Origin of the sequence: Arthrobacter zhaoguopingii, from assembly GCF_009828605.1 — a bacterium.
GTDB lineage: Bacteria > Actinomycetota > Actinomycetes > Actinomycetales > Micrococcaceae > Arthrobacter_D > Arthrobacter_D zhaoguopingii.
On sequence record NZ_WIAE01000009.1, the window covers coordinates 19,180 to 42,739 of the forward strand.

The 23,560-nt window shown below is 70.9% G+C and carries 17 protein-coding genes; 5 read left to right on the forward strand and 12 right to left on the reverse strand.

Going from position 1 to position 23,560, the window contains the following annotated elements:
• Positions 1–74 precede the first annotated feature (74 nt).
• From GVV77_RS12705 to GVV77_RS12720, 4 genes are read right to left on the reverse strand one after another with little or no spacing between them, the layout of a single operon-like run.
• The gene (locus GVV77_RS12705) at positions 75–1,058 is read right to left on the reverse strand and encodes a GNAT family N-acetyltransferase (RefSeq protein WP_246199801.1); all 984 of its coding nucleotides are present in this window, start codon (positions 1,056–1,058) and stop codon (positions 75–77) included.
• Positions 1,045–4,725, reverse strand: coding sequence for a thiol reductant ABC exporter subunit CydC (gene cydC / locus GVV77_RS12710; protein WP_159618930.1), 3,681 nt, complete (start codon positions 4,723–4,725; stop codon positions 1,045–1,047). Before cydC ends, GVV77_RS12705 begins: the two co-directional genes overlap by 14 nt.
• A complete protein-coding gene (gene cydB / locus GVV77_RS12715; RefSeq protein WP_159618932.1) occupies positions 4,722–5,744 on the reverse strand; it encodes a cytochrome d ubiquinol oxidase subunit II in 1,023 nt (340 codons plus the stop codon). Before cydB ends, cydC begins: the two co-directional genes overlap by 4 nt.
• A gap of 41 nt (positions 5,745–5,785) precedes the next feature.
• Complete coding sequence (locus tag GVV77_RS12720) at positions 5,786–7,366, reverse strand: cytochrome ubiquinol oxidase subunit I (protein WP_159618934.1); 1,581 nt, start codon at positions 7,364–7,366, stop codon at positions 5,786–5,788.
• A 218-nt stretch (positions 7,367–7,584) separates the two neighbouring features.
• Here GVV77_RS12720 and GVV77_RS12725 point away from each other — a divergent pair, with 218 nt between their 5' ends.
• Both GVV77_RS12725 and GVV77_RS12730 read left to right on the forward strand, forming a co-directional pair.
• Positions 7,585–7,953: a BlaI/MecI/CopY family transcriptional regulator gene (locus GVV77_RS12725; RefSeq protein WP_120169614.1), complete on the forward strand. Its 369-nt coding sequence runs from the start codon at positions 7,585–7,587 to the stop codon at positions 7,951–7,953.
• A 6-nt stretch (positions 7,954–7,959) separates the two neighbouring features.
• Complete coding sequence (locus GVV77_RS12730; protein WP_159618936.1) at positions 7,960–8,937, forward strand: M56 family metallopeptidase; 978 nt, start codon at positions 7,960–7,962, stop codon at positions 8,935–8,937.
• A gap of 293 nt (positions 8,938–9,230) precedes the next feature.
• Here the strand turns inward: GVV77_RS12730 and GVV77_RS12735 are convergent, their stop codons facing one another.
• The gene (locus GVV77_RS12735; protein ID WP_159618937.1) at positions 9,231–11,339 is read right to left on the reverse strand and encodes a DNA gyrase/topoisomerase IV subunit B; all 2,109 of its coding nucleotides are present in this window, start codon (positions 11,337–11,339) and stop codon (positions 9,231–9,233) included.
• Positions 11,340–11,605: 266 nt separating this feature from the next.
• On the opposite strand from GVV77_RS12735, the gene GVV77_RS12740 reads away from it, so the two are divergent.
• Complete coding sequence (locus GVV77_RS12740) at positions 11,606–11,827, forward strand: DUF7455 domain-containing protein (RefSeq protein WP_120169620.1); 222 nt, start codon at positions 11,606–11,608, stop codon at positions 11,825–11,827.
• Between the two features lie 173 nt (positions 11,828–12,000).
• Here GVV77_RS12740 and GVV77_RS12745 read toward each other — a convergent pair whose 3' ends face one another.
• Both GVV77_RS12745 and GVV77_RS18500 read right to left on the reverse strand, forming a co-directional pair.
• A complete protein-coding gene (locus GVV77_RS12745) occupies positions 12,001–13,257 on the reverse strand; it encodes an RNA polymerase sigma factor (protein ID WP_425483364.1) in 1,257 nt (418 codons plus the stop codon).
• 239 nt (positions 13,258–13,496) lie between these two features.
• Complete coding sequence (locus tag GVV77_RS18500) at positions 13,497–14,924, reverse strand: DUF4192 domain-containing protein (RefSeq protein ID WP_159618939.1); 1,428 nt, start codon at positions 14,922–14,924, stop codon at positions 13,497–13,499.
• 321 nt (positions 14,925–15,245) lie between these two features.
• Between GVV77_RS18500 and GVV77_RS12755 the strand changes: the two genes are divergently transcribed.
• Positions 15,246–16,487: an MFS transporter gene (locus GVV77_RS12755; RefSeq protein WP_246199810.1), complete on the forward strand. Its 1,242-nt coding sequence runs from the start codon at positions 15,246–15,248 to the stop codon at positions 16,485–16,487.
• A 28-nt stretch (positions 16,488–16,515) separates the two neighbouring features.
• On the opposite strand, the gene GVV77_RS12760 is transcribed toward GVV77_RS12755, so the two are convergent.
• From GVV77_RS12760 to GVV77_RS12780, 5 genes are all read right to left on the reverse strand, one after another.
• Positions 16,516–17,622, reverse strand: coding sequence for a winged helix DNA-binding domain-containing protein (locus GVV77_RS12760; RefSeq protein WP_159618940.1), 1,107 nt, complete (start codon positions 17,620–17,622; stop codon positions 16,516–16,518).
• A gap of 11 nt (positions 17,623–17,633) precedes the next feature.
• Entirely contained in the window at positions 17,634–19,391 is a 1,758-nt protein-coding gene (locus GVV77_RS12765) for an ABC transporter ATP-binding protein (protein WP_159618941.1), read from the reverse strand.
• Positions 19,388–19,627: a hypothetical protein gene (locus tag GVV77_RS12770; protein WP_159618942.1), complete on the reverse strand. Its 240-nt coding sequence runs from the start codon at positions 19,625–19,627 to the stop codon at positions 19,388–19,390. The genes GVV77_RS12765 and GVV77_RS12770 overlap by 4 nt, the downstream gene beginning before the upstream one ends.
• Before the next feature lie 87 nt (positions 19,628–19,714).
• Complete coding sequence (locus GVV77_RS12775) at positions 19,715–20,479, reverse strand: SDR family oxidoreductase (protein ID WP_159618943.1); 765 nt, start codon at positions 20,477–20,479, stop codon at positions 19,715–19,717.
• 201 nt (positions 20,480–20,680) lie between these two features.
• On the reverse strand, positions 20,681–21,670 hold the full coding sequence (locus tag GVV77_RS12780; RefSeq protein WP_425483368.1) for a proteasome assembly chaperone family protein: 990 nt from the start codon (positions 21,668–21,670) through the stop codon (positions 20,681–20,683).
• A 322-nt stretch (positions 21,671–21,992) separates the two neighbouring features.
• Here GVV77_RS12780 and GVV77_RS12785 point away from each other — a divergent pair, with 322 nt between their 5' ends.
• Positions 21,993–23,552: a leucyl aminopeptidase gene (locus GVV77_RS12785; protein WP_159618945.1), complete on the forward strand. Its 1,560-nt coding sequence runs from the start codon at positions 21,993–21,995 to the stop codon at positions 23,550–23,552.
• Positions 23,553–23,560: the final 8 nt, after the last annotated feature.

The following is a 23,560-nucleotide window of genomic DNA, read 5'->3' on the forward strand; positions in this document are numbered from 1 at the left end:
CCGCAAAAGGCACGATCCGGAGCCCTGCGCCCGACAGCGGGCAGGCCACGGTGAGCGACGCCGGCCGGCGCTGGTCAGGTCACGGTGAGGTCGAACGCCAGTGAGCGCTGCGTAGGCACATACCCCATCCGCTCATACAGGCCGAGGGCGCCCGAGGGGTTCTCCGTATCGACGCCCAGCCCGGCGCTGTCCATTCCGCCCGCACGGAAGCGCCGCATGGCCTCCGCCAGCAGTGCCGGGGCCAGGCCGCGGCCCCGCCAGGCCCGGCGGACCCCCAGCAGGTCCGTGTACCCCTCGGCCCGGCCGAGAAGTTCCCGGGAGTCGGGATCGAAGCTGGCCATCTGGTAGGCAGCCACCGATCCTGTCTGCTTCTCCACGAGGGCCAGGCTCCAGTCGGCGCGGAACTCGGGATGGGCGGTGACGAAGCCCCAGGATTCCTCGTCGCGCGGCTCGCTGCCCCAGTGGTCCGCGAATGCGTCGTTGTGCGCGAGCCGGACGCCGTCGGAAATCGCCTCATGAAAGATCACGAGGTCAAGCTCCGCCGGCAAGGCGAGATCGGGGATCGGCTCCGAGAGTGGGCGGGTCATCTCGGTGAAGTACCGCACGACGGTGCTCCCGGTGAGTTCGAGCAGCGCCACATGGGAGTGGTTCCGCTCCTCGACGTACGTCCTCAGCACCCCGCCGCCGACGCCGGCACCGGCCAGACGCTCCCGAGCCCGGCGCTCCTGCCAGGCGAAGACCGCCCGCCCGATCCCGCGCCGCCGCCACGCCGGGTCGACGCCGCCGGCGCTGTGGGCCGTCACCGAGTCAGGGTTCAACATGATCCGGCCGAAGGCGCGTGCGGTGCCGTCGGCGTCGAGGCCGAGCACGGTGTCTTTGCGCGGGTCGTTCTTCGACGACGCCAGCGCCTGCTCCAGGTCGGCGCGGTCCTCGATCCAGTCGGGCTTGTCCTCGGCCGCCATCCGCAGGATCAGCCCGTGCCACTGGTCGACGTCCTCCACGGTGATGGGACGCCAGGTGAGGAAAGCGGGCAGGGCGGAAGGCTCAGACGGGCTCATAGGCCCAGCGTAGGTCACCCCCGCCGGGGAGGACATCCCGGCCGGCGTGCCGCCCGATCCGCACCTCCTCCTCGCACAGCTCCGCCTCGTGGGAGTCGTGGGTCACGAGCAGCACGGCCTTGTCGGTCAACCCCAGGCGCAGGTCGCGCAGGAGGTCACGGGCGCCGGCCGGGTCGAGGTGTGCGGTGGGCTCGTCGAGCAGCAGGACATCGGCATCGGTCAGCAGGGCCCGCGCGACGGCGAGCCGCTGCCGCTGTCCTCCACTGAGCCGGGTGCCGCCGGCACCGACCCGCGCGTCGAGCCCCTCCCCGAGCCCGTCGAGGAAGGGGCCGAGGCCGACGGCGTGCAGGACCCGGATGAGCTCCGCCTCGGGGATGGGGGCGCCGTCGTTGCGGGCGAGCTGCAGGTTGGCCCGCAGCGTCGAGTTGAACAGGTGGCTCTCCTGGGGGCACCAGGCGATCCTGCGCAGCACCGAATCCCCCGCGGCCACTCCCCCGCCGTTCACCAAAAGGCTTCCGGACCTCAGCGGCAGGAATCCGAGCAGAGCGCCGATCAAGGTCGACTTGCCGCTGCCCGACGGCCCCGTCAGTGCCGTCCAGCGGCCAGGCTCCAGGGTGAGTGAGACGCCGGAGACCACCGGTTCGCCAGGGCCGTACGCGACCGCCGCGTCCTGCAGGGCCAGGGACCGGATGGGTCCGGCGGGCCAAGCAGGTCCGGCGGCGGCAGGCTGCCCTGGGTCGAGCGTGCCGGCACCGCGGCGGGCTCCGGAGGAACGCCGGCGCCCGCGGGTGGCAGTGTTGCTCCCGGCGTGCCCCGGCCGGGCTCCGGAGGGCGCGGGGACGTCCTTCCCGTCGGGATCCGGTGGGAGGACCGGATGGAGCCGAGCGGCCACGGCGCGCAGCGGCCCCCAGTGCTGCACGGCGGCGGCGCCGGCCCCGAAGGGCTCGATCAGCGCCAGCTGCATCAGGGCAATGACAGCCGCGGTTTCGGCCGGAACGCCGGCCGAAACCGTCAGCACGCCGATCGCACCGGCGGTGCAGGCGAGCACGACAAGGCCCTGGCCGGTGCCGGCCGCCCACGCCACCCGCCGCAGCCCCCGGGCGGCACTGCGGTCCAGCGCCTTCCAGCGGCTCAGCGCCCGGCCGGCGGCGTCGTTCACCGCAAGGTCCGGGGCCGCGCGCAGCAGGCGCGCCGTGTGCTCGAGCGACTCGGCCCGCCGCACCACGTTGGCGGCACCGGCGGCCCGGTCGGCCAGGACTGCCGCGGCCGGCGCCGCCACCAGCGCCGCGGCGGTGACCGCCAGCTGCCAGCCGAGAGCTGCGGGGAGCAGCAAGGCCGTCGTCAGGATCGCCGCGGCCCCGGTCAGGAGCGCCGTCAGGGGCGGCAGGACCGCCCGGGGGGTCAGGTCGCGCAGTTCGTCGACATCTCCCACCAGGCTTTCGATGCCGCCGGAGCCGCGGGCGAGCGTCCGCCAGGATTCGGACCGCCCCAGCAGGCCCTCCCACACGCGCAGGCGCACCCGGTCAGCCCGGGCGAAGACGGCGCGGTGCAGGGCGAGCCGTTCGCTGTAGCGCAGCAAGGAGCGGCCGATGCCGAAGAACCTCACCCCCACAATGGCCGTGAGCAGGTACAGAATGGGCGGCTGCTCGGCCGCCCGCACAATCAGCCAGCCGGAGACGGCGGTCAGGGCGACGGCGAAGAGGGAGGAACCCAGGCCGAGGCCGGCGGCGCCAAGGAACCGCGGCTCCCACGGCCGGACCAGGGCCAGCACCGCCCGCAAACCCGCGGCGGGGACCTCCGGGGCGGCGGACGGTTCCGCGGCGCGGACGGAAACAGGACGCCCTGGACGGTCGGCACCGGCCCCGGAGGACCCGGCGTCGTCGGCCGTTGTGCCCGCCCCTGTGCCACCCGGCTGCTCGGAAGCAACCGGCCGCACGGAGGCAGCCGGTTTCACGGCAGCGGCCAGCGCGCCGGGCACGGCAGCGAAGGGGACGCCGTCCGGTGCGGCGGCGGGTCCGCCGAGGACGAGGGTGGCATCGGCGAGCGCGGCGGTGTGCTCGTCGTGGGCGATCAGCAGCACCGTGAGGCTTCCGCGGAGCCGGTGCAGGACGCCGCGGATGGCTTCGGTGGAGGCCGCGTCAACGTGGGCAGTCGGTTCATCGAGCAGCAGCAGGCGCACCCCGGGCTGGTGCCGGGCGCGCAGCAGGGCGCGGGCGACGGCGACCCGGCGCGCCTCACCGGGGCTCAGCTCGCCGGTCCGGCGGCCGAGCAGTCCCTTCCCGCCGACCGCGGCGAGACCGTCGGCGAGCGCCGGGTCGCCTGCGGGCAGCCCGGCGTACAGGGCGAGTTCCTCGCCGACCGTGTCGGAGAGGAACTCCGGGTGCTGGGGCACCCAGGCCACCGAGCCCGGGACGGCACCGGACACCGTGCCCGTGATGTCCAGGCCGGGCACTGGGGGCGTGCCCGCGAGCAGTGCCATCAGGGTGGATTTGCCGCTGCCGCTCGGCCCGGTCAGGGCCGTGATGCGTCCCTCGGCAAGGCGAAAGGTGAGCCCGGTGAACAGCGGTCCACCGGCTCCCGCGAAGCGTGCGGTGAGGTCGTGGACCGCGACGCCGTCCCGGTCCGTCCGCGCCCGGCGCCGGGGCCGCGGAGCCTCGAGGATGGCGCGGACACGCCCGCCGGCCTCCCTGCCGTCCTCGCTGGCGTGGTGGGCGGCCCCCACCTCGCGAAGCGGGGTGTAGCACTCGGGGGCCAGCATCAGGGCGAGGAGGGCGGTTTCCAGCCCGAGGTCACCGTGGATCAGCCGCACCCCGGCGAAGACTGCCACGACCGCCACCGAGATGGTGCTGATGAGTTCGAGGGCCAGTGAGGACAGGAACGCGGTGCGCAGGGTGGCCATGGTGCGCGCGGAGGAGCGGTCGGCGATGGCTGCCAGGGCCCGGGTCTGCTGAGCCGCCCGGCCCAGGCCCACGAGCACCGGCAGGCCCCGGGCCAGTTCCACCAGGTGGTCCGACAGCCGTGCGAGGGCGGCCGCGGCGTCCCGGGTGCGCTCCTCGGTGTGGAGCCCGATGAGGATCATGAAGACCGGCACCAGCGGGACGGTCAGCAGGATCACGACGGCGCTGATCCAGTCCGCGGCGAGAATCCTCACCCCGACCAGCAGTGGGACAACGGCGCAGGTGACCAGCGCGGGCAGGTACTGGGTGTAGTACTTGTCGAGCCCGTCAAGGCCGCGGGTCAGCAGCACGCTCAGCGCCCCGGTCCCGGCGGCCGCCGGGGTGCCGGGACCGGCGTCCCCGCCGGTGCCAGCCGGCAGGACGGCGCTGCCGCCGTCCCCGACGACGCGCTCCAGGGCGGCGTGACGCACCCGTTCCTTCACCCCCACAACAAGCCGCGCGGCCGTGACGTCCTGGCCCCAGGCAGCGAGGGTGCGCAGCACGACGCCGGCGGCACCCAGGATCAGCAGCGGTCCGGACTCGAGCCCCCCGTCAGCGAGGGAGGCGAGCCCCGCGGCGAGGGCCGAGGCCACCAGCACCAGGCCGGCGGCCTTCGCCGCCGCCAGGACCCCGAGCAGGTACACCGCCGGCGTCGACCCGACCGGACCGGCCGGGGACTCCGGCCCCCTCCGCCGGCGTCCATCCGTGGCGTGCCCTCCGGGGGCACTCACAGCGGGGTCACGGCATGGGCCGCAGGAATGCTCCGCTCGGAGATCCGGCGCCGGAACACCCAGTAGGTCCAGCCCTGGTAGGCCAGGATGAGCGGAAGCCCAAACGCCGCCACAATGCTCATCAGACCCAGCGTGTACGGGGAGGACGACGCGCTGTCCACGGTCAGGTCGAACAGCGGATCCAGGGTCGAAGGAAGCACCACGGGGAAGGCGGCGGCGAAGATCGAGCCCACCATCAGCACCATCGCCGCCCCCAGCGCCGCGAAGGCGCGGCCGTCGCGGTTCCCGCGCGCCGAGCGCCAGGACGCGGCGGCGCAGCCGGCGGCAAGGACCAGTGCCAGGGCGGTGAGCATCGTGCCGCCCTGGACCTGCACGGTGAGCGCCCAGGCGAGCATCGGCAGCAGCGCGAAGGGCAGGAACCGCCGGACCACCCGCAGCGCCGTGCCCCGCACGCCGCCCTCCGTCTTTAGGGCCAGGAACGCGGCGGCGTGGACAAGGCAGAAGAGCACCACGGCCGCGGCGCCGAGCAGCGCGTAACCGTTGAACCAGGCGAAGGGGCCGCCTTCACGGTCGCCGTTGGCGTTGATCGGCAGGCCGGTGGTGGTCAGGGCCAGCGCCGCGCCGATGCCGGCGGCTGCTGTCAGGGACCCCAGGGCGATGGCCCAGTCCCAGCGGTTCCGCCACGCGGGGCTGTCGACCTTGCCACGCCACTCGAAGGCCACGGCCCGGAAGATCAGTCCGAGCAGGACGGCGGTGAAGGGCAGGTAGAGCGATGACAGCAGGGACGCGTACCACGCGGGGAACGCGGCGAAGGTGGCGCCGATGGCGGTGATCAGCCACACCTCGTTGCCATCCCAGACCGGCCCCACGGTGTTGAGCAGCACCCGGCGCTGGGAGTCGGTGCGGTAGACAAGCTTCATCAGCATGCCCACCCCAAGGTCAAAGCCCTCGAGGAAGAGGTAGCCGGCCCAGAGGACGGCGATGAGGACGAACCAGAGGGTGGGAAGAGCCTCGGACATGCGGGGGTACCTTTTTCTGTCTCGGCCGCGGAGAGCGGCCCTTAATACGCGAAGGAGAGGACGTCGGCGTCGTCGGCCCGGTGACCGGAACCGCCGTCGGAGTCCGCCGGGGTGTGAGCGAGTTCGGGCATGGCCGAGGCCACTCCGCCGCGGACGTAGGTGAAGAGCAGGCGGACCTCGATAACCAGCAGCACCGCGTACACCGAGGCGAGGGCAACCAGGGAGGTGAGCAGTTCGGCGGCCGTGACCCCCGGCGAGACGGCGGCGGCGGTGAACATGAACACGCTGTCGATGCCGGCGAACTCCGGGTTCGGTGCGACGACGAAGGGCTGGCGGCCCATCTCGGTGAAGATCCAGCCTGCGGCGTTCGCGCCGAAGGGGGCGAGGATGCCGAAGACCGCAAGGCGCATGAGCCACCGCGACTCGGGGACGGTGCCCTTGCGCAGCACCCAGAACGCGATGCCGGCGGCGAGGGCGGCGATCGCACCGAAGCCGATCATGATGCGGAAGCCCCAGTAGGTGACCTCGAGGACGGGCAGGTACTCGATCTCGGTGCCGGCGCGGTCGCCGTAGATGGGGTTGTCGGGGAGGTGCGTCCCGTACTTCTCCTGGTATTCGGGAACCAGGGTGTTCACACCCTTGACCTCGGTGGTGAAGTCGCCGTTGGCCAGGAAGGAGAGGACGCCCGGGACCTCGACGAGGGCCACGATGTCGTCGCAGCTCTGGGAGCCGAGGTTGCCGACGGAGAGCACGGAGAATCCGGTGCCGTCGTGGCAGGCGGCCTCCGCGGCGGCCATCTTGATGGGCTGCTGCTCGAACATGAGCTTGCCCTGGAGGTCGCCGGAGACGGCGGTGCCGGCGAAGGCGATCATGGCGACGACGGCGCCGAGCCGGGCGGAGCGCAGCCAGACCCGGTGGTCGGTGGCGTCCCGCGACGGAGCGGCGGCGGTGCCGACCTCGACCCGGCCGGACGCATCGACGGTGTCGATCCCGTCACGGCGGCGCTTCCAGAGGTGGTACCAGCTGATGCCGAGCAGGAACGCCCCGGCGACGGCGAGGGCCCCGAAGACCGTGTGGGGGAAGGCCACCAGCGCGGTGTTGTTGGTCAGCACCGCCCAGATGTCATTCAGCACCGGCCGGCCGTCGACAACCTCGTACCCGACCGGGTGCTGCATCCAGGAATTGGCCACGAGGATGAAGTAGGCGGAGAGGACCGAGGCCAGCACCGCGGCCCACAGGCAGAGCAGGTGGACCAGCCTGGGCAGGCGCTGCCACCCGAAGATCCACAGGCCGAGGAAGGTCGACTCCACGAAGAAGGCCAGCAGGGCCTCCAGCGCCAGGGGGGCGCCGAAGATGTCGCCGACGAACCGGCTGTACTCGCTCCAGGCCAGGCCGAACTGGAACTCCTGCACCAGCCCGGTGGCCACGCCCATAATGAAGTTGATCAGGAAGAGCTTGCCCCAGAATCGCGTCATCCGCAGATACGCCGCCTCGCCCGTGCGGTACCAAAGGGTCTGCATCACTGCGACCAGCAGGCCGAGGCCGATGGTCAGCGGGACCATCAGGAAGTGGTAGACGGTGGTGATTCCAAACTGCCACCGGGCAATTTCCAAGGCTTCCATGAAACCCTTTCGCATACACCGCGGGCTGCGCGGCCGTTTTTCTACGTCGTGTAGAAAAGTTCTTCTACATAGCGTAGAACAAATTTCGGCAGGCTTCTACATGGCGTAGAAACCGGCGGCCAAAAGCGGTATCCTTTAATCCGTAGAGCTGTATCCTGTACCTGCCTCACTGGCAGGTACGCACCAAAAGCACCATCGGATTTCGCAGAAGGAAGATCATGGCAACCCTCGGAGACCTCGAACGCACAGTGATGGACCTGCTGTGGTCAACACCCGGGGCACTTACGGCCAATGAGCTGCGCGATTCGATCGCCGTCGTCCCGGCCGGCGCCGAGACCGGGCGCGAGCTCGCCGTGACCACTGTGCTGACCGTCTTGTCCCGACTGGAGAAGAAGGGCCTGGTGCAGCGCGAGCGTGACAGCCGGCCCCACCGCTACAAGGCGGTCACCAGCCGCGCCGACCACACCGCCGAGCTGATGCACGAAGTGTTCGCCAAGGCGCCCGACCGGGAGGCGGTGCTTGCGCGTTTCATTGGCAGCGTCTCGGAGTCGGAGGCGCAGACCCTGCGCAGGCTGCTCGGCGCCTAGGCCCCGGTGCTCTGGGCGTCATACTTTCTGGCGGCCCTCGCGGTGTTCCTCGCGTGGCCGGCGCCCATCGCGCTCTCCCGCGCCCGCTGGCCGGCGCGCTCCCCCTTCACGGCCATGGTCCTCTGGCAGTCGATCGCCCTCGCCGGCGGGCTCTCCATGATCGGGGCCATGCTCGTCTGGGGCCTGGCTCCGCTTGGCGATAACCTCGTGACGGCCTCCATCGGGCTGTGGAACGTACTGATGGAGCAGAAGCCGGCCGAGACCCTCGGAATCATCCACGTCTTCGCCCTGAGCGCTGCGAGCCTGCTGGGCGTCCATCTTGTCTTCACGCTGATGCTGACCTTCATCCGCATCCAGCGCCAGCGCCGGCGCCACCGCAGCATGCTGCGGCTGCTCAGCTCGCCGGTGAAGGACTCCCCCGCGACCCTGGTGATCAATCACCCCACGCCTGTGGCCTACTGCCTGCCCGGCGGGGCACGCTCGGTGACCGTCCTGTCCGATGGACTCCTCGAGATGCTCAGCCAGGAGGAACTCAACGCCGTCCTGACCCATGAGAACGCCCACCTCCAGCAGCGCCACCACCTGCTCCTGTGGGCATTCGCCGCCTGGCGTTCCGCCCTGCCCTGGCTGCCCACCTCGCAGCTGGCGCAGGTCGCCGTGACGGAGCTGATCGAGATGCTGGCCGACGACCAGGCCCTCAAGCACGTCGACGAAGGCACCCTTGTGCGGGCCATCGCGATCGTCGCTGCCGGGTCACCGGCCGTGGCGGACACCGCCCCGTCGGCGGAGACCCGGCTGGAGCTGCCGGCGCCGGACCGCGGAACCATGGCCGAGGACTGGAGCACCTCGGTCCAGCGCCTGCGCCGGCTGCTGACCCCCCTGCGGCCCCTGACCGCCCTTCAGCGCGCCGTCGCCCTGGGCTCGGCCGGACTGCTGCTGGTGTTCCCTCCCCTGCTGCTGATCGCCCCCGCCCTGCCGGGGTAAGGCTGCCCGTCGGGGCTGCCCTGGGTGTCGCGGCCGGGCCAATTCGCGACACACCCGTCCGAAAGCGACATGCGTACCGGATATATGCGGCGCGAAGGACGTTTTCTGGCGCGCCCGCCGCATTTGGGGCGCAGAATCCGGCCTCCGGTCCGCGACATCGAGCGGCGGGAGTGAGCGCCAGCGGGCGGCTCCGATGACGCCGGTTACGCCGATTACGACGTCTGCACGCAGAAACGACGTCCGCTCCGGAAAAATCCGGTGCGGACGTCGCTTTCGGGTGCGTCGGTCGGGCGCTACGCGTCGATGCGGTCCCGGTCCAGCGTGGCAGCGCCGGCGACGATGAAGTCCTTCCGGGGCGCGACATCGCTGCCCATCAAAAGGTCGAAGACCCGCTCAGCCGACTCGGCCTCGGAGATCCGAACCCGGCGCAGCGTCCGGTGGCGCGGATCCATCGTGGTCTCGGCGAGCTGGGCGGCGTCCATCTCCCCCAGGCCCTTGTAGCGCTGGATTGGCTCCTTGAAGCGCTTGCCGGACTTCTCCATGGCAGCCAGGAGCCGGTGCAGCTCGTTCTCCGAGTACGTGTACACCATCTCGTTCGGCTTGGAGCCGGGGTTGATCACCTCCACCCGGTGCAGCGGCGGTACCGCGGCGTACACCCTGCCGGCCTCCACGAGCGGGCGCATGTAGCGGAAGAACAGGGTCAGCAGCAGGGTGCGGATGTGAGCGCCGTCGACGTCGGCGTCCGTCATCAGAATGATCTTGCCGTAGCGCCGCGCATCGAGCTGGAAGCTGCGCCCGGAGCCGGCCCCGACGACCTGGATCAGCGCCGCGCATTCGGCATTGGAGAGCATGTCGCCCACCGAGGCCTTTTGCACGTTGAGGATCTTGCCCCGGATGGGCAGCAGGGCCTGGTAGTCCGAGGAGCGGGCGAGCTTGGCCGTGCCGAGGGCGCTGTCGCCCTCGACGATGAACAGTTCGGACCGCTCGGGGTCGTCGATTCGGCAGTCGGCGAGCTTGCTGGGCATGGAGGAGGTCTCCAGGGCGTTCTTGCGGCGCTGGGTCTCCTTGTGCACGCGTGCCGAGATGCGCGACTTCATCTCCGCGACGACCTTCTCCAGCAGCAGCGCGGACTGCGCCTTATCGGCGCGTGCGGTGGAGTTCAGCCGGGCGGTGATCTCCTTCTCCACGACCTTCGCCACGATCGCCTTCACCGCGGAGGTGCCGAGAATCTCCTTGGTCTGGCCCTCGAACTGCGGCTCGGCCAGGCGGACGGTGAGGACGGCGGTGAGGCCGGCGAACACGTCGTCCTTCTCGATCTTGTCGTTGCCGGCCTTGAGCTTGCGGGCGTTGGCCTCAATCACCTTGCGGAAGGTCTTCAGCAGGGCCTGCTCGAACCCGCTCTGGTGCGTGCCGCCCTTTGGGGTGGCGATGATGTTGACGTAGCTGCGCATGGTGGTCTCGTAGCCGATGCCCCAGCGCAGCGCGATGTCGACCTCGCAGTCCCGTTCGACCTCCGCCATCTGGCTGTGGCCGCGCTCGTCCAGGACGGGAACGGATTCCTTGAACCGGCCCGAGCCGTGGATGCGCCAGACGTCGGTCACGGCGGCGTCGACGGCGAGGAACTCGGCGAACTCGGAGATGCCGCCGTCGTGCTGGAAGACCTGCTCGACCGGTCCGGCCTCGCCGGGGGTGCCGGGGATGCGGCGCTCGTCGCGCAGGGTGATCCGCAGGCCCGGGACCAGGAAGGAGGTCTGCCGGGCGCGGGTCTCAAGCTCCTCGTAGGAGAACTTCGCGTCCGGGGTGAAGATCTGCCGGTCGGCCCAGTATCGGATCCGGGTGCCGGTGACCCCGCGCTTGGTGGTGCCGACGACGTCGAGCCGCGAGCTGTCGAGGAAGGGCTCAAACTCGGCGGTGGGCGAGATCGTCTTCCCGTCCAGGAAGCGGCCGGGCTCGCCGCGGCGGAAGGACATCTTGTAGGTCTTGCTTCCGCGGTCAACGTAGACGTCGAGCCGGGCCGAGAGGGCGTTGACCACGCTGGCGCCGACGCCGTGGAGCCCGCCGGAGGCGGTGTAGGAGCCGCCGCCGAACTTGCCGCCGGCGTGGAGCTTGGTGAAGACCACCTCGACGCCGCTGAGACCGGTCTTCGGTTCGGCGTCCACCGGGATGCCGCGGCCGTCGTCGTGGATCTCGACCGACCCGTCGGCGTGGAGGATCACGGTGATGCTCTGGCCGAACCCGGCCAGGGCCTCGTCGACCGAGTTGTCGATAATCTCCCACAGGCAGTGCATCAGCCCGCGGGAGTCCGTCGAGCCGATGTACATCCCCGGCCGCTTGCGGACGGCCTCAAGGCCCTCGAGGACCGAGAGATGGCGTGCGGTGTAGTCGGAACTAAGTGGGGTCACGTTGGGGTGATCTCCTTGACGCGTGGCTGGAGTGAGGGACCCAACGCCCGGAAACGGCCGCTGGACACCAGGATCAAGCTTATTACCCGGCGCCGACATCGCCGTGCAGGCCCGGCCGGATCCGCGGCTCCGGCTGTGATCCCGCGCACCTCCGGCGGTGTCAAGGCAGGCCCTCCGTACGCCGGGAGCGAAAGAAAACCCACCCTGCGAAGAAACGGCAACGAATAATGGTTATATGAATACACGATCCACATGAGGAGGCATTCATGAGTACTGCAGTTGCAACCCGAGAACTTACCGCCCAGCACCGCTGCGACCGCTGCGGAGCCCAGGCCTACGTGCGCGCAGTCCTTTCAACCTCCGGTGGAGAGCTTCTCTTCTGCGGACACCATGCACGGTCCGTCGAAGCGAACCTGCGGCCGCTCACTTCCGAGTGGCAGGACGAGACCGAGCGGCTCCGCGAGAAGCCGGTCGTTTCCGAAGACTGATGTGCTCGCGGCCCGTCCGCCGCGTGAAGTGGAACCGGTACGCCGGTCACCGGTCGTTATAAGTTCAGTCTCGATAAGCACATAGGAAAGGCCCCCTCTTCGGAGGGGGCCTTTCCTATGTCTGCTGTTACCTCTGGCATGCGGCGGGCCGGGGAGGGCCCGCCGCCCGGGTGCTAGTCGAGGTAGTCCCGCAGCACCTGTGAGCGTGACGGGTGCCGCAGTTTGGACATCGTCTTCGATTCGATCTGGCGGATCCGCTCGCGGGTCACACCGTAGACCTTGCCGATTTCGTCTAAAGTCTTCGGCTGCCCGTCAGTGAGGCCGAACCGCATGGCGACGACGCCGGCCTCGCGCTCGGAGAGCGTGTCGAGCACCGAGTGGAGCTGTTCCTGAAGCAGCGTGAAGCTGACCGCGTCGGCGGGAACCACGGCCTCGGAGTCCTCGATGAGGTCGCCGAACTCCGAGTCGCCGTCCTCGCCCAGCGGGGTGTGGAGCGAGATGGGCTCACGGCCGTACTTCTGGACCTCGACGACCTTCTCAGGGGTCATATCGAGCTCGAGTGCCAGCTCCTCGGGGGTAGGCTCGCGGCCCAGGTCCTGGAGCATCTGGCGCTGCACGCGGGCGAGCTTGTTGATGACCTCGACCATGTGGACCGGGATGCGGATGGTGCGGGCCTGGTCGGCCATGGCGCGGGTGATCGCCTGGCGGATCCACCAGGTGGCGTAGGTGGAGAACTTGAAGCCCTTGGTGTAGTCGAACTTTTCGACGGCACGGATCAGGCCCAGGTTCCCTTCCTGGATGAGGTCGAGGAAGAGCATTCCGCGGCCCGTGTAGCGCTTGGCCAGGGAGACGACGAGACGGAGGTTGGCCTCGAGCAAGTGGTTCTTGGCGCGCTTTCCGTCGTGGATGACCCATTCGAGTTCGCGGCGCAGCTTCGGATCCATGTCCGGGTCCGCGGCGATCTTCTCCTCGGCGAACAGTCCGGCCTCGATCCGCAGCGCGAGGTCGACTTCCTGCTCGGCGTTGAGCAGGGCGACCTTGCCGATCTGCTTGAGGTAGTCCTTGACCGGGTCCGCAGTCGCGCCGGCGGACACCACCTGCTGGGCGGGGGCGTCGTCGTCGTCGGCATCGGAGTAGACGAAACCGGTGCTCGTTCCGACCTCCGCCTCGGCGGGGTCGGGCTTGATTTCGTCGGCGTCCGGTTCCACCGCGGCATCCACGATTGACTCCACGGGCTCATCGATCGGGTCGACGACCACTGCGGTATCCGTTGATGCTTTCGCCGGAGTCTTGGCTGCTGCAGCCTTGGTGGCAGCCTTTTTGGGTGCGGCTCTGCGCTTGGTGGTGGTGGTGCCGGCTTCCGCTGAAACCGGGGCTGCTGTCTTCTTAACCGACACAGAGAACCTTTCATACGCGGTTTGCGGTGCCATCAAGGGGACAACACCACTATGACCCTGTCAAGTCCACGCCTTGGTTCAGACGAAGACCGAGGATCAGCTCCTAATAGGAACTTCCTCCGGGTGCGGGACTATTCCGGGCCTGCCCTGTTCGGCAGGCACCGGAGCCTCGCAGGCCTCCATGTGATGCGCGGACCCCACCGGGTCTCGTCGTTCATTGTCTCACGCTTTGGTGTTCGCGTGAATTTCCGGGCCCTGCGGACCGTGTCCGGTCACGCCGGCCGCCCACGCCGGGCACTCCACGCGGTCTCCGGGCTGCACGCCCAATCCGGGAGTCCGCCGCGGAGGATGAGTTGTTTAAGGAGCCCAGCCAGCCGGTAGCCGGGGCAGGCGCGTTCGGCGCGCTCGAGATACACACAGGCGAGGGATCCACGGCCGCGGGCGAACTCGATCCACCCAAGCATCGAGTGCACCGCCGCCTGGGATTCGCCCGCGGATACGGCGGCGAGTCGGAGGAGGAGATCGTGCGCGGCGTCGAGCGTGTCCCACCGCGGCGCCTCGGATGAACGCCCCACCAGGAAGTCGGTGTAGCGCCGGCAGGCTCCGGCCCGCTCTCCGGCCGGAAGCAGCCCACCGCCAAGGGCATCGATCGATTCACGGTACGGGATGCCGGCCGGGTTGAAGCCTCGACGAGCGTCGGGACCGCCATCCGGGCCACCGCTCGCGCCGCCGTCGGGACCGCCATCCGCGCCGCCGTCCTGACCGCCGCCCGCGCCGCCGTCCTGACCGCCGCCCGCGCTGCCACCCTTTTCACCTCCCCGCGGTGCCTCCAGTGCCAGGGACCGTCCGGCGGCGGCAAGGGGCACCACCGGCTCCACCCTTGGATGGCCCGGACCGCCCACCACTCCGCAGGCGCGTGCTCCCTGTTCGGCTGCCTCCAGGCCACACCCAGCGAGCACCAGCACTGAATCGCGGATGGCCCTGCACGAGAGGCCCGCCAGGAGGAAGGCCGCCGTCTCGTGCTCCTGCCGGCCCAGCGGTGGCCGTCGGCCGCTGAGCAGTTGGTCCCAGACGAGCAGGGTGGCCCGGAACTGGGAGGCGGTGGTCCAGATGCGGGCGCACCGGCGGCGGTAGGAGGCCGTGAGCGCCTCGACCGACGGCTCCCCCGCCACCGTCGACCCCGGCGGCAGCGCCGCGGCCGTCTCCACCGACGGCGAGAAGGAGCTTCCCCGCAGCACCAGTTCGGCGCTGGCGGTGCTGTCGCTGATCTCCGCAAGGGGCCGCCCCGGCCAGGGGCAGCACCGGGTGTCGGCACAGAAGTATTCGCGCCAGGCCGTTCCGGAGACCACCCAGCCGTCCCGCAGCGGGGTTCCCGCCGCCCGCAGCGTCCGCTCGAGCTGGCGGACCATCCGGCCGTAGGGTGGCCGCTCCGGTTCGGACCACCGGGCATCCGTGTAGAGGATCATCACCGCCCCGTCGGCCGCGGTGTCGGACGCCAGGATGGCCGCCACTCCCTCGGCATAACTGCCTGCCCCGGCGCCGGCGCCCGGCAGGTCGACCCGCAGGGTGGCGCCGACCCGGCCGCCCGACAGCGTCAGCACCACAAGGCTCTCGACGGGAAGGAATCCAATGGCATGCGGGACGTAGGACAGGAGGTCGGCTGCGGTGCCGAGGTGCAGCCGTTCCGGGTCGCTGGTCATGGTGCCAGCCTGCGCCGGCCTCTTGCTGCCCGTCCGCGCGGGTCCGGTTAAGTGGACAACCACCGGCGCGGTTTCCGCCCTGCCCAGCAGCCCGGGCCCCGTCATCTCCCGGAGGAAAAAGCCGTGGCCTGTTCACCTGAGGGAAAGGGGTGGTCCGGTGGTATTACTGGGTGGGTGAACAGGAAGATCTCCCACCGGCGACAACGGCGTCCGGGGTCAGGCGGCACCGCAGCGGAACCGGCAGCGGGCACCGCCGCGGACCAGGCAGGCGGCACCGCAGCGGAGCCGGCAGGCAGCGCCGATGCCCGTGACCAGCGCCGGGTGGTGCAGGTGCTGGCCGGTGCCCAGATTCTCGGCGGCATCGGCATGGGTGCCACGCTGTCCCTCGGTGCGCTGCTGGCCGCCGAGCTTTCCGGGTCAAGCTCCTGGTCCGGGATGGCGGCGACCATGAGCACCCTCGGCGCGGCGGTCCTCGCCGTTCCCCTGGCCCGGCTCGCCCAGCGGTCCGGCCGCAGGATCTCCCTCTCGACCGGCGCCCTGATCGCGGGAGCCGGAGCGGTGCTGGCCATCACTGCCGCGGCGGTATCCCAGTTCCCCCTGCTCTTGCTCGCCCTGCTGCTGCTGGGCGCGGGCTCCGCGACGAACCTCCAGGCGCGGTTCGCCGCGACGGACCTCGCCTCCGAGGCCACCCGCGGCCGCGACCTCTCCCTCGTCGTATGGTTCACCACCATCGGCGCGGTCCTGGGCCCCAACCTGTTCGAACCCGGCGAAGCGCTCGGCGCCGTTCTCGGCCTGCCTCCGCTCTCCGGAGCCTTCGTGTTCTCCGCGGTCGCCCAGGCGGCCGCCGCCGCCGTCTATGCGGTCTGCCTCCGCCCGGACCCGCTGCTGCGCGCCCTCACCCTGCGCGGCACGGCGCCGGGTCCGGAGCGCCGCAGGGGTGGCCTTGCCGCTCTCCGCGGCAACCCCCTGGCCCGCTACGCCGTCCTCGCCATCGCCTGCAGCCACGCCGCGATGGTGGCCCTGATGTCAATGACCCCGGTGCACCTTCGCGACCACGGGGCGAGCCTGGCTGTTGTGGGACTGACCATCAGCCTCCATGTGGCCGGGATGTTCGCCTTCTCCCCCGTGTTCGGCTGGCTGGCCGACCGCGCCGGGAGGATCGCCGGAATCCTTGTGGGCCAGGCCCTGCTGCTCGGCGCCCTGATCCTCGCCTGGACCGGCGCTGAATCCGCGGCCGCGGTCACGGTCAGCCTCATCCTGCTCGGCCTGGGCTGGTCGGCCTCCGTGGTCTCGGGGTCGGCCCTCGTCGCCGAGTCGGTGATCGTCCCGGACCGGGCCGCCGTCCAGGGGGTCTCGGATCTTTCGATGAATGCTGCCGGAGCGCTGGGTGGGGCGCTCGCAGGCCCCCTCCTGACCGCGCTTGGCTATTCAGGCCTCGGGCTCACCGTGACCGGGCTGGTGGGCGTGGTGGTCGTCTGGACCGCCGTCCGGGCCTTCACTGGGCGGGCGCCGGCGGGACGCCCCCTCGAAGCGGCCGACGCGCCCCGGGCCGGCGGGTCCTGACGCGGCGGAGCCACCCCGCGCCGAGCAGTTACCCGTCGGCACCGTCGAGTACCACGGGCAGCCCGAGGAACCGCGAGTAGCGGTCCGCCGCGGCCCGCAGGGCCGCTTCCCCGCCCGTGCCGGCGGGGGCCTCCCCGGGGAACGGCGCAACTGCGAGGCAGACGGAGCCGCCGCGGATTTCCTGCTCCCAGGTTCCGCGAATCCTGCCCGAAACCGCCAGGGCCGGGCGGAACAGCCCGTTCACCGCAGGGCCGACGGCGCTGCGGTGGCGCTCCTCAAGCACGAGGGTCCAGTCCGCATACCCGATGGTGTATTCATCGAAGCCGGGAAGCAGGTGCGCCGGCACCGGCCCTCCGGACCGGGCGTCGAGGACCTCGGGGTCGACATAGGACGGCTCCCCGTCGGCCGGCAGGACCGCCAGGTCCGGTTCGGCCAGGTGGAGGGCGAGCCGGGAGTCGGTTAGGGTCAGTCCGCTCCACCAGGCGAGGTCGCGGGCCGTGGCGGGCCCGTGGCCGGAGATATAGCGGAACGCCAGCCGGGCCAGCGCCTCCTCCCGCCCGGGCGGCTCCACCGCCGGGATCCGGTCCCGGAACAACGCGAAGGTCTGGGTGCGGCCCTGCGGCGGACCGATGATGACCACCTGTGTCTCGGCGAGGTAGCGCAGGATGTGTGAACCGCGCTGGCCGCCCGTCGGGATGCCGGCGTCCTCGAGCAGGCGCAGGACAGTGGTACGCGGCAGCGCCGCTCCCTCGAGTGCGGCACCGAGCACGTCCGCGGCCTTCGCGAACACCGCCCCGGTGAGGCCCGCGTCCCGCCAGAGCTTCCCCCGGCCGCTCCAGGCGCGCGGACCGAGCAGGGACAGCAGCCACGGCGCGTCCGCCGGTGCGGTGAGGTGGAGGGTTCCGCGCATCGTCCAGGTCTGCACGATCGTCCCCCCGTGCAGTGCGTCGGCGAGCGCCGCGTCGGTGAGGCCCGGGGTGCGCAGGCCCAGGCTCCACCGGGCCCCTGGGAGGTTCTGTGCCTGGACGGCGAGCATCCGGCGCACGGTCTCAACCGGACCCCGCGAAGGGCTTTCAGCGAGCCAGTGCGAGCGCAACCGGAGCTGCCGGAGATCATCCTGCGTTCGGGCCGCCACGGAGGTTCCCGTCAGGCGTGCTGGACCAGGCGCTGGCGCACGGCCATATCCCGGTACAGCGCGCTGCTCTGAACGAGGGTCGCGTGGGTGCCCGAGGCCACCACCCGCCCGCGGTCCATCACCAGGATCCGGTCGAAGTCGGCGATGGTCGAGAGGCGGTGGGCGACGACGACGACGGTCCGGCTCCGCGCGGCCTCGCTGAGGGTCCGCTGCAGCAGCTGTTCCGTGCGCGAGTCCACGGCGGAGGTGGGTTCATCCATCAGCAGGACCGGCCGGTCCGCCAGGAGCACCCGCGCCCAGGCGAGGCGCTGGCGCTGTCCACCGGAGAGCCGGACGCCGTCCTCTCCCAGGTTGAGCCCCAGGCCCGACTCCGAGCGCTCCACCAGATCGCCCAGTCCCACCGACTGCAGCGCCGAGACCATCCGGGCCGAGGTGGCGTCGGGGGCGCTGATCCGCAGGTTGTCGGCGAGCGTGCCGCTGAGCACGGGCGCTTCCTGCTCGACGAGGCCGAGGCGGGAGCGCAGTTCGCTGCGCGGGATGGCCGCCAGGGGCACACCGTCATAGGTGATCGTTCCCCCGGTGGGCTCGTAGAAGCGCTCGAGGAGCCCGAGCACGGTCGACTTTCCAGCACCCGACGGTCCGACGATCGCAGTCCGGCTGCCGGCGGGGACCGAGAAGCTGAGGTCCGCGAGGACAGGTTCGCCGCCGTCGTCGTCGTACCCGAAGGACACCGAGTCGAACCGGACCTCCGGCGCCGTGGACGCGGTGCGACCGGGCGTGAGTCCGTCTTCGTCGCCGGCTTCGGGCTCCAGCCGGGTGACCTCCTGGATCCGGTCGAGGGCCGCCAGGCCCGCCTGGATCTGGACGAAGGCGCCAAGGGCGGATCCGATCGGCAGCACCAGGAGGAACAGGTAGAGGATGAACGCCAGGAGGTCGCCAAGCGCCAGAGACCCGTCGGCCACCCGGACGCCGCCCACCGTGAGGACCACGATGAACGCGCCCTGGATGCAGATCGACATGATCGGCTCGACGACGGCCTGCAGTTTCGCGGCCGCAACCCCGGCACGGTAGGCGCCTACCGCCTCCCGGTCGATCAGGGCCGCCTCGCGGTCCTCGGCCACCGCGGCCTTGATGGTGCGGATGCCGGAGAGGCCGCGCTCCACGGCGGCCGCCATGGCGCCGACCGCCTCCTGCACCTGACGGCTCCGCCTGCGGATCAGCGATCCCAGCATTACGACGCACGCGGCGCCGCCGAGCACCGCGGTGACGGTGATGCCGAAGAGCAGGGGGTCGAGAAGGATCATCAGCACCACCGCGGCGGCGAACATGAGCACCGAGGAGACGATCTCGAAGAGGCCCGAGGTGATGACGCTGCGCAGGAGCGTTGTGTCCGATCCGACCCGGGACATCAGGTCCCCCACGCGCCGTGCGTCGAATTCGCGGACCGGCAGGCGCAGCAGCTGGCCGACGAGGGAGCGGCGGACGCCGAGCACGACGGATTCGGCGGTGCGCTGCAGGAGGTAGGACTGGCCGGCGCTGAAGACCGCCTGGCCGAGGGTGATCGCCACGAGCAGCCACACGAAGGTGGTCCAGTCGGTGCCGGCGCCGACGGCGTTGATGAGCTGCTGGACCATGAGCGGCTGCAGCAGGGCAAGGGCGGTGGCGACCAGGGAAACCGCTCCGGCGGCCACGAGCAGGCTCACGTGTCCGCGCAGGTAGGGCAGGAACTCGGCGAAGGAGGCCCGCCGCTCCGGGATTTCGGTGCTCACTTCCGGCGTCCCAGCAGCCCCCGCCCGCCGTACTTTCGGTGCACGGCCTGCCGGGTCACGCCGAGGGGGCCGGCGATCTGTTCCCAGGTCAGCCCTCGGGCCCGGGCGCGCCGGACCTGGACTGCCTCGACGCGTTCGAGTTCCTGCCGAAGCCGTGCCGCGGCTGCGAGGCCCGATCTCGGATCGTCATCCGCCGCGGCGGTCCTCACAAGGTCCATCATGTCCTCCACTCTCATCGTGTCAACATAGGTTGACCGACGGCACTCTGTCAAGGGACGTTGACATGCGAAGAGGTATCCGATGGGACAGCGGAGCCGCCGGGATCAGGGGCGCCCGGCGCCAGCAGTCCACGAAGCGTAGGTGGAGCCGAGCACCAGCGGCTCGGCCGGAATATTGATTCCCTGCCGGAAGGCCTTTCCCGCGGCCCCGGGGAGCGGCAGCGGGAGCCGGAGGCCCCGGCGGCCGGAAACCCGCAGGTAGTCGGCGGCGTACTCGCGTGCCGTGCGGACCTCGGGGCCTGCCACCTCACGCGCGTGTCCGGTCGTGTCCGCCGGGACGAGTTCGACGAGCCGGCGGGCGACGGCGTCGGGATCGATGGTCTGGAAGCGGGCGCCGGAGAAGTATGGACAGAGCCCCACCCGCCGCAGGGAGGAGTGAAGGGCCTCGACGAAGGTATGGAACTGGGTGGCACGCAGGATGCAGGTGTCCGGTCCCGCGCCGAGGTAGGCCTGTTCCTGGGCGAGCTTGGCCTGATAGTAGGCCAGCGGGGACCTGTCGATCCCGACGATCGAGAGCAGGACCGCCCGGCCCACCCCTTCGGCGGCGGCGGCCTCCATCAGTCTCGCCGCGCCGCCGACGAAAGTTCCCTGCTGGGCGGCGCGGAGCTTTGCATTCGTCACGTCGATCAGCGCCTCACACCCGCGCAGCGCCTCCTGCAGGCCCTCCCCTGTCGACACATCGGCAGCGCGGTACTGCGGCCCCTCCGGAGAGTCCGGCCGCCTGCCGGAACGGGAGAGCACAACGACCTCCTGCCCTTCCTGAAGCAGGTACCGCGTGACCAGGGAACCGACAGCTCCCGTTCCACCCACAACCGCTACCCTGCGCACCGCGCCCCCTTGCCGCTTGGAAGTCCGGGCCCCTGCCGGCCGGATGACGCCACTCTAGACGCCGGTGCGGGCAGAACACAGGACCGGGCCACAGCGTTGCCCCAGCGGAGAGTTAACGCAGAGGGCACCGGGTCCTTCCGGACCCGGCGCCCTGACGCGGTGCGAAATGGCCTGCTCAGCCGGTCAGCGCTGGCCGAACGGATCGGTGGCATCCCCCGGGTCCTCGTCGCGGTCCAGCGCACCGCCGAGCAGCAGGCTTGACTCCTCTTCGGCCTGCGGGCTGGCCAGGTAGGCCTCGACCTCGGCGCCGAGCTCCTCGGCGCTTGCCAGCTCGCTGTTCTCCTTCACCAACAGTGAGCGCCGCTCAACGCTGGCGGTGCGTTCGTCGTAGTTTTCCTCGAGGGAGCTCACCACCGACTGCACCTCGGCCGAACCGCTCACCTGGCGGGCGATCTGCCGTTCGACGACCCGGCCGGTCTCCCGCAGCCGGTCGGTGGGGAGCATAAGTTCCGCCGTAGCGCCCAGGTGTTCGAGTGCGGCGACGGCAGCGGGCGGGTATTCGGCCTCGGCAAGGTAGTGCGGCACGTGCACCACGAGCCCGACGACGTCGACGCCGGCCTCCATCAGCCGCATTTCCGTCAGGGAGCCCACCGAGGCGTCGACCTGCACCGTGGGCCGCCAGGCGTTCATGCCGGCGGTGAGGTCGGGGCGGTTCCCGTGCGCGGTCACGCCGATGGGCCGGGTATGGGGCACCGCCATGGGGGCCGAGTGGATCCAGGCGACGAGCGAGACGTCGAAATCCTTGATCAGGAGCTTCACGGCGCTGACGAAGCGTTCCCACTGCAGGTCCGGCTCGAGTCCCGCCAGCAGCAGGAACGGCTCGCCCAGCCCGTCATGAAGAAGGTGCAGTTCAAGCCGCGGAGCCTGATAGGCGGTGAAGTGGTCCTCCTCGAAGAGGATCCGGGGACGCCGGCTGCGGTAATCGATGAGCTGGTCGGTGTCGAACACGGCGACGAGTTCCGAATCGAGGGTCTCCAGGAGCTCCTCGCTGACCTGCGAGATGACCTGGCCGGCGTCGAGGAAGCCGCTCAGGCCCGCCAGCAGGGGCAGACCCTGCAGCCGCTCGGGGTCGACAGTGGTACTGAGGCTGAACAGTGTCCGTGGATCAAGCATCATTTCCTCCTGCATTTCCCGAGGCAGCCGGCGCGGGCGCGCCATCGGGGTTCCAACTACTCTGCTGATTCTCTCAACACCGAGGGCGCATCCAACATTCCGCACCACCGGCAAGCGGAAATCCGGCGGGCTCCGGTGAGGGCCCGGACGGGCCCCGGCCGGCGGACGGCCATCGGCGGGCTTCGGCCGCCCCGGTCCCGGTGCGCGGGTACCGAGGGGATACGATCGAAGGACGGACACCGGCCTGCCCGCGGCCCGGCGCCGGGTGCTGCACAGGCGGCCCGGAGCCCGATTCCCCATCTCGGAAAGAGGAAACACCTTAGTGATGAAGCCAAGCGAGCCCACTCTGACAGCGGTTGCCAAAGAGCTGAAAAAAATCCCAAGTGACGCCCTGGTGATCGGCGTAGGCAAGGGCCAGGACGGCCCGGTCCTGCTCGACAGTCCCCTGCCGGCGAAGGCCGCCCGCGCCCTGGGCGATTCGCTCCAGGTCCTCGGCGTGACCGGCGCCGCCGACGACGTCCGCCGGCTGGCCGCACTGCCGGACACCGGCTCGGAGTCCCTCGTGCTGGTCGGCGTGGGCCCGGTGACCCCGGGAACCGCGGTGCCGGCCGAGACCCTGCGGCGCGCCGCCGGAGCAGCGGTCCGCCAGCTCAAGGGCCTCGAGACCGTGGTGCTCGCCCTGCCGGCACCGGGCGTGGCCGACGCCACGGCGGTCGCCGAGGGCGCCGCCCTGGGCGCCTACGCGTACGACGGCTACCGGTCGGGCCTCGGCGCCGACGGCAGGCCCGCCCCGCGCAAGGATGACGGACCGGTGCGCACGATCCTGGTCCACACCGCCGCCGCACAGGACGGCGCACAGGACGCCGCGCTGACGGCCGGGCTGGCCCGCGCCGCCGTCCTGGCGAAGAACGTGAACGCGACCCGCACCCTGGTCAACCAGCCGCCGAGCCACCTCTACCCCGAGAGCTTCGCGCAGGCAGCGCGGGACCTCGCAAAGGGCCTTCCCGTCAAGGTGACGGTGATGGATGAAAAGAAGCTCGAGCGCGACGGCTACGGCGGCATCCTCGGGGTCGGCAAGGGCTCCTCCCGGCCGCCGCGCCTGGTGAAGGTCGAATACGCGCCCGCGAAATCGAAGGTGCACCTGGCCCTCGTCGGCAAGGGCATCACCTTCGACTCCGGCGGCCTGTCCCTGAAGCCCGCCGCCAGCATGCAGACCATGAAGCTGGACATGGCCGGCGCCGCCGTCGTGCTGAACACCGTCCTCGCCGTGGCCGAGCTGGGCCTGGCCGCCAAGGTGACCGCCTGGCTGTGCCTTGCGGAGAACATGCCCTCGGGCACCGCCCAACGTCCCGAGGACGTCCTGACCACCTACGGCGGGCGCACCGTCGAGGTCCTCAACACCGACGCCGAGGGCCGTCTGGTGCTCGCCGACGGCCTCGCCGCCGCCAGCGAGGAGCACCCCGACGCCATCATCGACATCGCCACCCTCACCGGTGCCCAGATGATCGCCCTGGGCAACCGCACCTCCGGCGTGATGGGCGACGACGGCGTGCGCGACGCGGTCAAGGCCGCAGCCGACCGCGCCGGTGAGTCGTTCTGGCCCATGCCCCTGCCCGAGGAACTGCGTCCGAGCCTCGACTCCCAGGTGGCCGACATCGCCAACATCGGCGAGCGGTTCGGCGGCATGATGACGGCGGCCGTCTTCCTGCGGGAGTTCGTCGGCTCGACCGACGGGGAGAAGATCCCATGGGCGCACCTCGACATCGCCGGTCCGGCCTTCAACGAAGGCTCCCCCTACGGGTACACGCCCAAGGCAGGCACCGGCGTCGGCGTCCGCACGCTCCTGGCCTACGTCGAGGACGTGCTCGGGCGGGCCTCCTAGGTCAGCAC

Bases quoted from the DNA above. Each gene is read 5' to 3' on its own strand.
- GVV77_RS18500 (WP_159618939.1), bottom strand. From the start codon at position 14,924: ATGACCAGCGACCCGGAACGGCTGCACCTCGGCACCGCAGCCGACCTC.
- cydB (WP_159618932.1), bottom strand. From the start codon at position 5,744: ATGTCCGAGGCTCTTCCCACCCTCTGGTTCGTCCTCATCGCCGTCCTC.
- GVV77_RS12720 (WP_159618934.1), bottom strand. From the start codon at position 7,366: ATGGAAGCCTTGGAAATTGCCCGGTGGCAGTTTGGAATCACCACCGTC.
- GVV77_RS12705 (WP_246199801.1), bottom strand. From the start codon at position 1,058: ATGAGCCCGTCTGAGCCTTCCGCCCTGCCCGCTTTCCTCACCTGGCGT.
- GVV77_RS12725 (WP_120169614.1), top strand. From the start codon at position 7,585: ATGGCAACCCTCGGAGACCTCGAACGCACAGTGATGGACCTGCTGTGG.
- GVV77_RS12745 (WP_425483364.1), bottom strand. From the start codon at position 13,257: ATGGCACCGCAAACCGCGTATGAAAGGTTCTCTGTGTCGGTTAAGAAG.
- GVV77_RS12740 (WP_120169620.1), top strand. From the start codon at position 11,606: ATGAGTACTGCAGTTGCAACCCGAGAACTTACCGCCCAGCACCGCTGC.
- GVV77_RS12770 (WP_159618942.1), bottom strand. From the start codon at position 19,627: ATGAGAGTGGAGGACATGATGGACCTTGTGAGGACCGCCGCGGCGGAT.
- GVV77_RS12780 (WP_425483368.1), bottom strand. From the start codon at position 21,670: ATGCTTGATCCACGGACACTGTTCAGCCTCAGTACCACTGTCGACCCC.